At 59.0% G+C, this 13,306-nt stretch carries 11 protein-coding genes; 1 reads left to right on the top strand and 10 read right to left on the bottom strand.

What is annotated here, in order from left to right:
• Positions 1 to 4: 4 nt before the first annotated feature.
• The 6 genes from ACR0MS_RS09490 to ACR0MS_RS09465 form a co-directional block, all read right to left on the bottom strand.
• Positions 5 to 901: a bile acid:sodium symporter family protein gene (locus tag ACR0MS_RS09490; RefSeq protein ID WP_480576079.1), complete on the bottom strand. Its 897-nt coding sequence runs from the start codon at positions 899 to 901 to the stop codon at positions 5 to 7.
• A 58-nt stretch (positions 902 to 959) separates the two neighbouring features.
• Complete coding sequence (locus tag ACR0MS_RS09485; protein WP_480576075.1) at positions 960 to 2,906, bottom strand: acyl-CoA synthetase; 1,947 nt, start codon at positions 2,904 to 2,906, stop codon at positions 960 to 962.
• 33 nt (positions 2,907 to 2,939) lie between these two features.
• Entirely contained in the window at positions 2,940 to 4,553 is a 1,614-nt protein-coding gene (locus tag ACR0MS_RS09480; RefSeq protein WP_480576072.1) for a GMC family oxidoreductase, read from the bottom strand.
• A 102-nt stretch (positions 4,554 to 4,655) separates the two neighbouring features.
• On the bottom strand, positions 4,656 to 6,116 hold the full coding sequence (locus tag ACR0MS_RS09475) for a coniferyl aldehyde dehydrogenase (RefSeq protein WP_480576069.1): 1,461 nt from the start codon (positions 6,114 to 6,116) through the stop codon (positions 4,656 to 4,658).
• 25 nt (positions 6,117 to 6,141) lie between these two features.
• Complete coding sequence (locus ACR0MS_RS09470) at positions 6,142 to 6,564, bottom strand: tautomerase family protein (protein ID WP_480576066.1); 423 nt, start codon at positions 6,562 to 6,564, stop codon at positions 6,142 to 6,144.
• Positions 6,565 to 6,579: 15 nt separating this feature from the next.
• Positions 6,580 to 7,029, bottom strand: a complete 450-nt coding sequence (locus ACR0MS_RS09465) for a hypothetical protein (RefSeq protein ID WP_480576062.1) — start codon at positions 7,027 to 7,029, stop codon at positions 6,580 to 6,582.
• Positions 7,030 to 7,130: 101 nt separating this feature from the next.
• On the opposite strand from ACR0MS_RS09465, the gene ACR0MS_RS09460 reads away from it, so the two are divergent.
• Positions 7,131 to 8,150, top strand: coding sequence for an AraC family transcriptional regulator (locus tag ACR0MS_RS09460; RefSeq protein WP_480576059.1), 1,020 nt, complete (start codon positions 7,131 to 7,133; stop codon positions 8,148 to 8,150).
• Positions 8,151 to 8,181: 31 nt separating this feature from the next.
• Here ACR0MS_RS09460 and ACR0MS_RS09455 read toward each other — a convergent pair whose 3' ends face one another.
• The 4 genes from ACR0MS_RS09455 to ACR0MS_RS09440 are packed head-to-tail and all read right to left on the bottom strand — an operon-like array spanning position 8,182 to position 13,304.
• A complete protein-coding gene (locus ACR0MS_RS09455) occupies positions 8,182 to 8,988 on the bottom strand; it encodes an oxepin-CoA hydrolase, alternative type (protein WP_480576056.1) in 807 nt (268 codons plus the stop codon).
• Between the two features lie 3 nt (positions 8,989 to 8,991).
• Positions 8,992 to 10,050 carry an acyl-CoA dehydrogenase family protein gene (locus ACR0MS_RS09450; RefSeq protein ID WP_480576053.1) on the bottom strand — a complete coding sequence of 353 codons (1,059 nt, stop codon included), beginning with the start codon at positions 10,048 to 10,050 and terminating at the stop codon, positions 8,992 to 8,994.
• A gap of 3 nt (positions 10,051 to 10,053) precedes the next feature.
• Positions 10,054 to 11,241 (bottom strand): acyl-CoA dehydrogenase family protein, encoded by a 1,188-nt coding sequence (locus tag ACR0MS_RS09445; protein WP_480576050.1) that lies wholly within the window; start codon positions 11,239 to 11,241, stop codon positions 10,054 to 10,056.
• A 2-nt stretch (positions 11,242 to 11,243) separates the two neighbouring features.
• The gene (locus ACR0MS_RS09440) at positions 11,244 to 13,304 is read right to left on the bottom strand and encodes a 3-hydroxyacyl-CoA dehydrogenase NAD-binding domain-containing protein (RefSeq protein WP_480576047.1); all 2,061 of its coding nucleotides are present in this window, start codon (positions 13,302 to 13,304) and stop codon (positions 11,244 to 11,246) included.
• Positions 13,305 to 13,306 lie beyond the last annotated feature (2 nt).

The following is a 13,306-nucleotide window of genomic DNA, read 5'->3' as shown; positions in this document are numbered from 1 at the left end:
AAGATCACGCACGCGCCATCGTTGACGGGGCGCTCTGCGCCTCGTTGATCCGGCGGAACAGCAGGATCGCAGGCAGCGCGACGACGTACATTGTGATCGAATACAGACCTGAGGGCAGCGCCAGCTCGCTGATGCCGGTGGTGGTGCCCATGATGGCCCCGGCCAGCGCCACACCCAGCGGCGAGTTCTGGATGCTGGTCTCGATCGACAACGTCTTGGATTGCGTTCGGCAGACGCCCAGCATCCGGCCAACGCCCCAGCCCATGATCATCAGCACAAACGGCAGCACCATCAGCGCGACGCCCATTTCCGCAAACGAGCGCGTGACCAGATCCCAGTTGCCGACAAACAGGAACACCAGAAGCAGCAGCCACAGGCCCACGGCCAGATTGCTGAGGAACTTTTCAACCCGGATCGAAAATGCCGAGAACACGTGGCGCACCAGAACCCCGGTCATCACCGGAACAGTGGTCAGGATGAAGGTAAAGACCGCCAGGCTCGAGATCGAGAACTCGGGCGCGGCCTCACCCATGAAATGCACGATGGCAAGCGCGGCCAGCGGCGGCACGGTCATAAAGGCGATCAGGCTGGTAACGGCGGTCAGCGACACGGCCAGCGCCAGGTCTCCGCGCGCGAGCTTGGTCATCACGTTGCTGCTGACACCGCCGGGGCAGAAGGCCACCAGCATCGCGCCTGCGGCCAGAACCGGCGGCAGGTTAAAGGCGGTGACGATCCCGAATGCCACGATGGGCAGGAACACGATCTGACAGACGATTCCGATCAGCAGCGCCTTGCCGCCTTTGAAAACGCGTCCGAAATCCGCAAGGGTCAACCCCAACCCCAGCGAAAACATGATGAATGCCTGCGCGAGTGGCAAGATCACTTGAATTGCAAAGTCCATTTCTTTCCTCCCTAAGCGTCAGCGCCCTAACCCGACGCTGCGCTGTGATGTACTGGTGTTACGCTTGCGCTGGATCGACGAAATCCACCGCGAATGTGTAGTTACCAAGCGCGTGGCGCATGTCCTCGAGCCCGGCACTCAACGCGAGTTTGGCGACGATTCCACGTTGGCTGTCCTGCACCACGTCAAGTGCTGTGATGGTGGCACCTTTGGCTTCGGCCTCGGTGCGGATGGTGCGTTCAACTTCCATCATGTTCAGCGAGACCTTGTGGATCTTGCCGATTGCCGTCAGCGGCAATTCGTCCAGGCGGACGTAGTCCTTGGGCAGTGCGGCCCGTTCCGGCACATGTGTTTCAGCAAACTGCGCCAGGTCAGCGGCGGGGATATCGGCGCCCGTGGTCGATTGATAATAGAGAACCGGCAGCTCTCCGGCCTTTACATCAGGACGACCGACTGCCGCTGCCATCGCAATCGAGGGATGTGCGTGCATCGCCTCTTCGATCACCTTGGGGTCGATATTGTGACCGCCACGGATGATCAGCTCTTTCTTGCGGCCGGTCATCCAGAAATAGCCATCCGCATCCTGCCGCGCCAGATCGCCCGAGTTGAACCACTTGGCCCCTTCGACCTCGTAGAAGATGCCCTTGTTCTGGCTGTCGATGATGTACCCTTCGAACACATTCGCGCCCGAGATCATGATCACCCCAACTTCATCCGTCTCGGCCCAACGATCGAACGTGTCGTCATCCTTCAAAACGGCGCAGCGCATCTGCTGATAGGGCAGCCGCAACCCGATGGACCCGATCCGTACCCGGTCCGGATGGGTCGGGTTCAAGGACGAGGCCACGGCCCCTTCGGTCATGCCGTAGCCTTCGACAATCGGAATGCCGGTGGTTTCGACAAAGGTGTTGAACAGCTCAACCGGCATCGGCGCAGCACCGCAGGCCCCAAACTTGATCGAACTGATATCCAGCCCGTCGCGGGGCACATCCAGCAGCGCGGAATAAACTGTCGGCACGCCTGAGAATGTGCCGAATTTGAAGTGATCGGCCATTTTCCAGAAATTCTCGATCACCTTTTCGCCGCGATAGCCCTGCGGGGTGGCCAGAATGACATGCCCACCCTTCATCAGCGGCAACAGGCCCGTCACCAGAATAGCGTTGGAATGAAACAACGGCAGGCCGCAGAACACCGCTTCACCCGAGGCTGCAACTTCCGGATTGAAATGCGACAGCGCCCAGGCGTCATAAACCTCGGAGTGGTGGCTGCGGCGTGCGATTTTGGGCAGGCCGGTAGTGCCGCCGGTACACAACATGGTCGAGATGTCGTCGGGCTTTGGGGCCTCGAACTCCAGCGCATCGGCGCGCGCGCCTGCGATCAGCTTGGAAAAGCGCGTGACCTTGAGGGTGCGGCCGTCGATTTTCAGCTTGGACGGGGCCAGCTTGCTGATCGTGCCAAACACAGCCGCCGCGCCGCCATCCATCCAGTCAAACACGCTACAGGTGACGATATGTTCGACGCAGGGCGTGTTGACTACGGCAGCCACGGATTTATGCCACAGATCAGTCTTGGGCGTTTTCTCCAGCGTTATCAGAACCTTGGCATTGGCAGCGCGCAGCAGGTCGCCGATCTGGTCGGCCTCAAGCAGGGGGTTGATCGCCAGAACCTGACCAGCAGCCGAGCCGCCCCAGATGGTAAAATGCGTCTCGGGCAGGTTGGGCAACACATAGGCCACCACATCGTCACGCCCGATGCCGATTTTGCGCAACGCATTGGCGGTCTGCGTAACCTTACCCAGAAACTCCTTATGACTCAGCGTTTTGGGCGCATCATAGGTTGCCGCCGACACAAAAAAACTGAGCGCCGGGGCAGTCGGGTTGATCGCCGCGCCTTCTTTCAGCGCGTCATAGGTCGTGCCGGGAAATGCGCGGTCCGAAAATGGGACCTTTTCGAACGCGTCAATATCCGCCTGACTGGTAAAGCCGATTTCTGCGCTGGTCATCATGTTCATCTCAGGTCCTTGATTGCTGTGCCGTGGTCACGCCGCCGATCGGATGATGTCGGCTGCTTTTTCGGCAATTGCCATTGTTGGCGCGTTGGTATTTCCCGAAATCAGGTTCGGCATGATCGAGGCATCGACGACGCGCAGCCCCTCAACTCCGCGCACGCGCAGGGTCGGATCGACCACGGCCATCTCATCAACGCCCATCTTGCACGAGCCCACGGGGTGATAGATCGTATCCGCCCGGTCGCGGATGTGCTTTTCCCAATCCGCGTCGGTTTTGGCGGTATCGGTTCCGTGCATCTCGGACAGTTCAAAATCAGCCAGAGGCGGTGCTTTCATGATCTCACGCGTGATCTTCACGCCCTTGATCATCGTCTCAAGATCGCGCGGGTCGCTCAGGAAAGCGGGGTCGATTCCAGGCATTGCAAAGGGATCGGCGCTTTGCAGGAACACGCTGCCCCGGCTATCGGGGCGCAGCTTGCACATATGGCAGCTATAGCCATGACCCCAGTAGAGCTTGCGCAAATGGTCGTCCACAATGGTCATCATGAAGTGAAGCTGAATGTCCGGGCGGTCCAGATCGGGCGATGTTTTCAGAAATGCTCCGCCCTCGGCCACCGGTGAGGCAGCCATGGACTTGCCATCCTTTTTCCAACGCCAGATGTGGTGCATCAGGTTCACCCCACCCCACGGGCTGATACCCAGATTATCCTTGTAGGTGCCCCGGAACGACAGCGAGAAGTCCAGATGGTCCTGCAGGTTCTGTCCCACACCCGGAAGATCGTGCACCACGTCAATGCCCAGACGCGACAGGTCTTCGCCATTGCCGATACCCGACAATTGCAGGATTTGCGGCGTTTTCAGCGCCCCTGCACAGACCAGAACTTCGCGGCTGGCTTTGACTTCGACATCCTTGCCCTTGTGCTGGTACAGCACACCGGTCGCCCGTTTGCCTTCCATCAAAAGACGCTTGACCGAGGCGCGCGTGATCACCGTCAGGTTCGGGCGGCCCATCACCGGAAAGAGATAGCCCGCCGCGGCGGAACACCGCTCACCGTTCTTCTCTTCATCATGGAAATGCGTGACTTGATAAAGGCCTACGCCTTCCTGATCGCCCCGGTTGAAATCGTCGGTCCGGCGGTGTTGCAGGCGCGTCGCGGCCTCGACAAAGGCATGCGAAATTTCGCGCGGCACCTGCTGGTTCGACACTTGCAACGGACCCTCTGCCCCGTGTTCCGCATCGCCGCCGCGCTGGTTGTTTTCGGACTTTTTGAAATAGGGCAACATGCTGTCCCAATCCCAGCCCTCATTGCCCAGATTGGCCCAATCGTCGTAATCCTGCTTCTGACCACGGATATAAAGCGCCGCATTGATCGCGCTGGACCCGCCAAGCGCCTTGCCGCGCGGCTGATAGCCCTTGCGCCCGTTGAGACCCGGCTGGGGCACCGTTTCCATGCACCAGTTGTTGATCTGTACGGGCTTGTTCTGAATCATCAGACCTCCGCCCAGCATCATGCGGATAAGCAGGTCTTTACCACCGCCGCCTGCCTCAAGCAGACAAACGGTGACGTTCGGGTCTTCGGTCAGACGGCGGGCCAGAACACAACCAGCCGAGCCGCCCCCTGCGATCACGTAGTCAAAAGTCACTTGGTCTTCTCCCTAAGGCCGATCTGCACCGGCCTCTCCGTTTTTCTGATCAGTTTCGCGGCCCCCCTCCGAGGGCCGCGTCTGCTCTTCTTGCCTGTTGTCTCAGTTGATCTTGCGGCGGCGGAACCGGAATTTCTGCATAAGCATCAGTTGCTTGTACATGAAGTTCCCCCAAGGTGGTGCAACCATAGCTGTGGCATTGAACTTGCCCTTGCGCACGACACCCTTGGCTTTTGAGAAGGTGCGGAACCCTTCTTCACCATGATAGTGCCCCATGCCCGAGGGACCGATACCGCCAAACGGGATGTCATCCACACCCACGTGGGTCACGGTATCGTTCACGCAAACACCACCGGAATGGGTGCGCGCCATGACGTCGTCGGCGCGACCCTTGTCCCAGTCGAAGTAATACAGCGCCAGCGGACGCGGGCGTTCATTCACATAGGCAATCGCGTCTTCCATCGTGTCATAGGGAATGACGGGCAGGATCGGGCCAAAGATCTCTTCCTGCATGACCAACATCGAGTCATCCGCGCCCAGAACCAGCGTCAGGGGCATTTTGCGGGTGCCCTCGAACGTCTCGCCTTTGGGGTTGATCGGGATGATCTCGGCGCCTTTTTCCTCGGCGTCCTTCAGATACCCTTCCAGGCGGGCCTTCTGACGTTCGGTGATGATCGCCGTGTAGTCCGCATTTTCACGCAGGCTGGGATAGGCTTTCTTCATCGTGTCCGCAAATTCCGAGGCGAACGCGTTCACCTTGTCCCGTGGACACAGAACATAGTCGGGCGACACACAGATCTGACCGGCGTTAAAGCCCTTACCAAACCCGATGCGGCTGGCGGCTTCGTCCAGAGGGAAATCCTGCTGGATGATGGCAGGCGACTTGCCCCCCAGTTCCAGCGTCACCGGCGTCAGATTTTCAGACGCGGCTTTCATCACGATCTTGCCCACCTGAGTCGAGCCGGTGAAGACCATGTGATCAAAGGGCAGTTTGGTGAATTCGGTTGCAACCTCGACACCGCCGGTGACAACGGTCACCTCATCCTCGGCATAGATACCAGCCAGAATCTCTTTCATCAGCTCGCCCGAGGCGGGCGCAAATTCCGAGGTCTTGATCATGGCCCGGTTCCCGGCGGCCAAGGCACCGATCAGCGGCGACAGGCCCAGGAAGAAGGGAAAGTTCCATGGCACCACGATACCCACGACGCCCACGGGCTGATACCGCACCTCAACCTTCGCTGGCATCACCGTCAGCGGCGTGTGCCGGCGCTGTGGCTTCATCAACTTTCGCAAACGCTTGCGATAATAGGCAATCCCGTCGAACAAAGGCATTAGCTCGGCCAGTTCGGTCTCGGCCGCCGCCCGGTTCGAGAAATCCTTGTTGCAGGCCGCAATGATCCGCGCCCGGTTGTCCAGCAAAGCGTTGTGCAGCTTGTCTAAACGGCGCACACGCGTTGCGCGATCCGGCATGGGATCTGCCAGACACGCCTTTTTCTGTGCCAACAACAGCCCTTCAAGGTCGGGCACTTGAGTTTCAACGGGTGACAAATGAGGTGCGGACATCCTGATCTCCAATCAAAAAGTTGCGCTACGCGGCGGCCTGCGGAATGCCAAGGCTGGCGTGGAATGCATTCTTGCGTTCCAGCCAATCGCCTTCGTCGCCCGGCGCAGGCATAGTCATCGCACCTTCGACCACCCAGCGATAGTCGATGCCGATAAGTTTCACGAACACCTTCTTCTGATCGAGTTTGGCGGTCTTGGCGACTTCTTCGTGGATGGTCTTGTTGATGCGTTCGAAAATCTCGGCCCCGCGGTTGCCCCCGGTGCGCACGTTGCCATTCACACCCAGAACCGAACCCCAGCGCATCCGGTATCCGGTCATGAAGATCACGTTGACAAATTCCGGCGGCGCGCCGGTGATGCCGCAATGCACATCCGTAATGGTCTGCGCCAGATCAAAGCGCATCTGTTCGGACAACGGTTTGCGGGTGGCAATCGTATAAAGTGGCATGAAATCCTCCCCGGATTATTGATTGAAGCGCGAGATCAGAACACCGTGCTTACGCTTGGAACGCATGGCGCGCACGATGGTTCTGAACAGGAACAGGAACTTGCCCAGCGGCGAGAACCGCGCCAGGTTGCCCTTGAGCACTTCTTTGAAATTATCCTCATCAAATGCCGAGAATGACATCTGGTCGGGGTGCTGACCCGTTACACCGCGCCACTGACGTTCAAGCTCCAGCAGAAACTCCTGACGTTTTTCCAGCGGGAAACCGTTGGGCACCGCAATCGAACACAAGGATGACTGCGACCATTTGCGATCGTTCACCGTGTGCTTTTCGTCAGCGATATTCCAGACAATGGTCAACTTCTCGTCGCACACATGCGACGCATAGACCGAGCGAATGACTTCTTCGAGTCGTTTAATCTGATCCAGGGAAATCTGGTTTTCCTGAATGGCAATGATAGATCGCATGGCGTCCTCCTTGACGATAAGGTAAGGAAAGCCGCTAAAAAACCGATGTCCGGATCGGCCAGTGTTTTGACATTTTCGGCCAAAAGCACTAGAATCGGCCCATGACAAACGCCACTCAGACACGGCTTCCCGGCAGCATCAGAATCCTGTGCGAAACAGCGCCGGAATTCGGCGTTTCGCCTGAACAATGCCTCGCAAATACAGGGTTAAAGCCCTTCGATCTGTATAACGCCGATACGCAGGTCACGATGGCGCAGGAACTGACCGCGATCGCAAACTTCCTGGATCACGCCCCCTATTACGCCGGTCTGGGCATTGAGCTGGGTCGCCGGTATCGGCCCGAAGTGTTCGGGGTCTGGGGTTATGCGCTGCTCAGCAGTCCAACGCTGCGGGCCAGCCTGAAAATCGCATCGGATTTTGCCAACCTGTCGTTCATCATCGCGACGATGGGCTTGGATGAAAGCGGCAAACGGCCCAAAGTGACTTTTGACACCACGGGTCTGTCCGATCAGGTAAAAGGGTTCGTTTTGGAGCGACACCTGACCGTTCTGGACAATTTCGCCCGTGTGCTGATGCCTGATCTGTCCTTTCGCCAGTTCGAGTTCCGCACCACGATCACCGACCCGGAATTTGCGCAGGCCGTCCATCGCGAATTGGGGGTGAAGGTGCAGTTGAATGACACGATCAATGCCTTTGTCTTGCCCGCACGCGTGTTGGATCGCCCCCTACCGCAACATGATCCGGCGGTCATGGCGGATTGTCTGCAACAGTGTCGTAACCTATTGAATAAGCAGGGTGAAATTGCAGCAGACTGGACGTCTCGTGTACGCGATGTAACGCTGCCTGAAATCAATAATGACCCGCATATCGGCCTGATCGCATCCAAGCTGGGCGTCAGTGAGCGCACGCTGCGTCGCCGTTTGTCGGAAGAAGGCACCAGCTTTCGGCAAATTCTGGTGCAGGCGCGATTGGCGATTGCGCATGAGTTGTTGAAGACGACAAAACTGAACGTCTCGTCGGTGGCGTGGCGCACGGGGTATTCCGAACCGTCCAGCTTTGTGCGGACCTTCTCAAAGACCTATGGCTACCCGCCCGGTGCCCTGTCTGCGCAGCGCGGCTAAAGACCCTGCCGCGCCTGTTCAGTGCCCCGGATCACTTCTCTGGTTGCGCGGATGAAACAGGAAAGACAGGTTTGCGCTTTTCCTCGAACGCACGGATACCTTCCTGCGCCTCGTCGCTGCCAAGAGCAATCGACATAAGACGTCGCTCACGCAGCAGATGAGCGTCGAAGGCGTCGCGTTCCGGCGCAGCAATCAACGACTTGATCGAAGCCTGAGCCTGACGCGGGCCATGCGACAGGGCTTCGGTCAGGTCCAACGCAGTGCTCAGGGCTTCACCGGGGGCGACAACCCGGTTGACAACACCCATGGCATACAGGCGTTCGGCAAAGACCGGCTTTCCCGTTAGACACATCTCGGACGCCAACTGGCGTGGTAGATTCATCGTCAGAAAACCCGATCCGCCACCATCCGGAACCAGTCCTGCATTGACATAAGCCAAGGTGAATTTCGCGCCTTCAGAAGCCACAATCATGTCGCAGGCAAAAGCCAGGGATGCCCCGGCCCCCGCCGCCCCGCCTTCTATCGCTGCGATCACCGGCAGCGGACAGGCACGAATAGTTCGGATCATGCTGTGCAAAAACTCAATCTGCTCTTCACGGTCCGACAGAGGCATTTCGCGTCGCTGCTTGAGCATACGCAAATCGCCACCGGCCGAGAAAAACTGCCCTGCCCCGGTGACCACCACGGCCCGAACCGCGGACTCAGGCGCAACCGCATCGCTCAGGGCTTTCTCGACAGGCTCATAGACCGAGCGCGACAGGACATTGCGGCGCTCGGGCTCATTGATGGTGATGATCAGAGTTGACCCCTGGGTCTCGAACAGGACAGCATCGCTCATGGGTCAGGCCGCCATCACACGGTGCAGCTGAGCATAGCGGTCACCCAGTTGGTGGTCGATCATCGACAGCCGCTTGGCATAGTGCGAACCGGGATATTCCCAGGTCATACCGATGCCACCGTGCAACTGAATGCTTTCTTCCGAAATCAGAAGACCAGTGCGTCCGATCAGGTTCTTGGCCATCGCGACAAATTTGCCCGCCTCGTCCGTTCCCAGCTTGCTGGCCGCCAGAATGGTGATCGCTCGGCATTGTTCGATCTCGATTGCCATATCCACTGCACGGTGTTGCAGCGCCTGAAAACTTGCGATGGGGCGACCGAACTGTTTACGTTGCTTGAGGTAGTCGACCGTCATGTCTACCAGAACCTCCATAACACCCACAGCCTCGGCGCACAGGGCCAAACGGCCTGCGTCCAGTGCGGCTTCGATAATGTCTCCGGCATCTTCGCTGATGCAGGTGGCCGCCGCGCTGTCGAGGATCAACTCCCCCGCACCGCCACCGTCGATCACGGCATAGTCTATAGTTTCAGGGGCATCGACCAGAAACAGGCCAATCCCAGCTTCGGTTCGGGCCGCGACCAGAGCGCCATCGGCCCCCGGCAGGCCATAGACCACAGATTTCCGGCCATTCAGCACCCACCCATCGCCGGATTTGTCTGCGCTGGTGCGGATCAGCGTCAGGCTGTCCGCATCCGGCTCGAACACCGCGAATGTCAGACGCTTTGCGCCTGCGATCATGTCCTCGACCAGCTCCTCTGCACCGCAATCCGCCGCCGCGCGCACGCTCATGAGCGTGGCAAGCAACGGTTCGGGGCAAAGGCCGCGACCAAGTTCCTCGAACACGGTGGTGATGTCGAAACCAGCGCCGCCGAAGCCGCCCCGATCCTCGGGCACGAAGGCACCGATCAGGCCAAGCTCTGACAACTCCGCCCATTTCGCGGGCGAGTGATAGGGCGCAGTTTCGATCAGGCCATTGCGCGTTTCAAAGTCATACTGGTCCGCGAGGTAGCGGCGCAGAGTATCCGACAGCATTTGCCGGTCTTCGGTCAGTTTGAAATCCATGGCTCAGCTCCGGAACATGTCTTTGGCGATAATGTTGCGCTGAATCTCGTTCGATCCGCCAAAGATCGAGAGTTTGCGATTGTTGAAGTACAAGGCCGCGGATGCGGCGGCTTCTTCGGGCACGGTGCGGGCATTGTCTGACAGCTCGGTGGCCGGGAATGGCGCAGCGGCAGCCCCCAGCGCGGTTTTGGTCAGGCTCTGGATGCGCTGGCGAATGACGGTTCCCTTGATCTTGAGCATCGAGCTCTGCATGCCCGGCGCGGCGCCTTCCTTGGCCGCCGACAACATCGCGAGATTCATCACCCGCATGGCTTCCAGATCAATTTCCACCTCGGCAATCTCAGCCGCAAAAACCGGGTCTTCAGCCAGAGGTTTACCCATCCGGTGCAACTGCTTCGACAGCCGCTTCAACCGGTCCAGATCACGAAGCGAGAAACCCACCCCGGCGATATTGGTCCGCTCATGGGTCAGCAGATACTTGGCAATCGTCCAACCCTTGTTTTCTTCGCCCACCAGATTGGACACCGGTACGCGCACATCGGTAAAGAACACTTCGTTCACCTCGTGCCCGCCTTCCAGCAGTTTGATGGGGCGAACCTCGATACCGGGCGTGTCCATATCCACCAGCACAAAACTGATCCCTTCCTGCGGCTTGCCCTCGGAAGAGGTCCGCACGAGGCAGAATATTTTGTCGGCGTGCTGACCCAGCGTGGTCCAGGTTTTCTGACCGTTGATCACATAATGATCCCCGTCCCGGTCCGCGCGGGTTTTCAAGCTGGCCAGATCGGACCCGGCACCCGGTTCGGAATACCCCTGACACCACCAGTGGGTCCCGTCCAGAATGCGCGGCAATATCTCGGCTTTCTGGTCTTCCGATCCGAATTTCAACAGAACCGGACCCAGCATGCTCAGACCGAAGGCCACAATACGCGGGGCAAAAGCCATTGCGCATTCTTCTTCGAAGATATGGCGCTCAACAGCGCTCCAGCCGGGGCCGCCGTGTTCTACGGGCCATGTCGCCGCCAGCCAGTTGCGCGTTTGCAGCGTGGCGTGCCAGCCTTCCATATCCGCTTTGGTCAGCTCTTCACCATTGCGGCCCTTGGCGGCCAGTTCCTCGGACAGGTTTTCGGCGAGAAACGCTTTGACTTCGGCACGAAACGCCTCTTCTTCGGGGGTAAAGCTCAGGTCCATCCTCAGCCCTCCTTGTTGAGATCGTTAAAGGATTTGCCGGCTTCGGCCAGCTCGCGCAGCAGGGCTGGAACCTGCCAGTAATGCGGGTCTTCCTTCGCGTATTCCTCGATACGCTGAACAAGAACGTCCAGCCCGGTGATATCTGCATATTGCAGGGGTCCGCCCCAGTGACGCGGGAAGCCGTAGCCGAACAGGAACACTGCATCCACGTCGATGGGACGCAGGGCAATCTTTTCCTCGACCACACGTGCGGCCTCAGACACCATCGCGGCCATGTAGCAATCCACGATCTCGGCATCCGTAAAGCTGCGGGGCGTGATACCCTTGGCCTCGCGTTCGGCCTGCGCATACTCGGCTACGGCCGGGTTCACGCTGCGGGTCTTGCCGTCATAGATATAGAAACCCTTGCCACTCTTGCGTCCAAACCAGCCCTGCTCACAGACCCGGTCGGCGATCTCAACATAGCGCTCTTCGGCCGGTCGGAACTCTGCCTGCCGCTTGCGTGTGGCCCAGCCGATATCCTGCCCTGCCAAATCCGATACAGCGAAGGGACCCATCGCAAAGCCGAAATCCTCAAGCGCGCTGTCGATTTGCTCAAACGGCGCACCGTCCAGCTGCATATACGCGGAAGACTTGCGGTAATGTGCCAGAATACGATTGCCGATAAAGCCGTCGCAAACCTCGGACCGCACGGCGATTTTGCGCAGCTTCTTGGCCAGCTTGAAGCTGGTGGCGACAATTTCCGGCGCGGTCTCTTTCCCGACCACAACTTCAAGCAAACGCATCACATGGGCGGGCGAGAAAAAGTGCAGCCCGATTACGTCCTGAGGCCGGCTGGTCGTCGCGGCGATCTCATCGACGTCCAGATACGACGTGTTCGTCGCCAGAACAGCCCCCTGTTTGCATATCTGGTCGAGTTTCCCAAAAACCTCATGCTTGACGTCCATCGACTCGAAAACCGCTTCGATGACCACGTCCGCGTCCGCCAGCGCTGCCATATCGGTCGTGCAGGTCAACGTACCCAGAACTGCGTCCCGTTGCGCCTCGGTCAGTTTTCCGCGTTTGACGGCACCGTCGAGGTTCTTGGTGATTGTCTCACGGGCAAAAGCGACGCGATCTTCTTCCATCTCGATCAGCGTAACCGGCATACCGGCCAGCAACATCGCCGTGGCAATGCCCGACCCCATGGTGCCACCGCCAATTACACCGCCCGAATTGAGGTCGCGGGCCTCTGCCTTGGCTTCGGGGATATGCGCCACTGCGCGTTCCGCAAAGAACGCGTGTTTCAGACCCTTATGTGCATTGCTGCCCAATGCTTCGACAAAGAGGTCACGCTCTACCTGCAACCCTTCAGCCAGTGGAAGGCTGCTTGCCTCTGCCGCTTTCAATGCGCGTGTTACAACTTCGCCTTTTGCCTTGGCGCGGAAGGCGCTCAACTCATCTGCGGTAATGCGATTGTCTTGCTCAGCCGTAACACGGGTTTTCAGCGTGCCGTCCAGAACCTGCTGACCGGCAGCCAAGGCCACCGCCTGAGGATCACCATCCTGCAAATCGTCCAGCAGGCCAGCTTCCAACGCTGCTTCAGCCGAGATCGGCTTACCCGACGTGATCATGGTGAGGGCCGTCTGCCCATCCACCAGACGGGGCAGCCGCTGCGTCCCGCCTGCACCGGGCAGCAAGCCCAGATTGACTTCGGGAAGGCCCAGTTTCAGACCCTTGATACCAACGCGCGCCTGGCAGCTCAGTGCGATTTCCAGACCCCCGCCCAAAGTGGTCCCGTGCAAAACACAGACGATGGGCTTGGCGCTGGCCTCAAGGATTTCACACACTTCGGGCAGAACCGGCAATTTCGGAGGTTGGCCGAACTCGCGGATATCAGCCCCCGCCACAAAGGTCCGACCGGCGGCGTAAAGTGCTATGACCTTGATCGCATCGTCTGATGACAGATCCTGCACCGCATTCACCAGTCCGACGCGCACGTCATACCCGGCAGCATTGACCGGAGGGTTGTCGATCTTGACAAGGGCGACCTCGCCCTCTTTGCGAATTTCGACCGCAGTCATGA

The organism is Ruegeria sp. CJ2, assembly GCF_056536745.1.
This window is presented reverse-complemented; position numbering and strand designations above follow the sequence as displayed.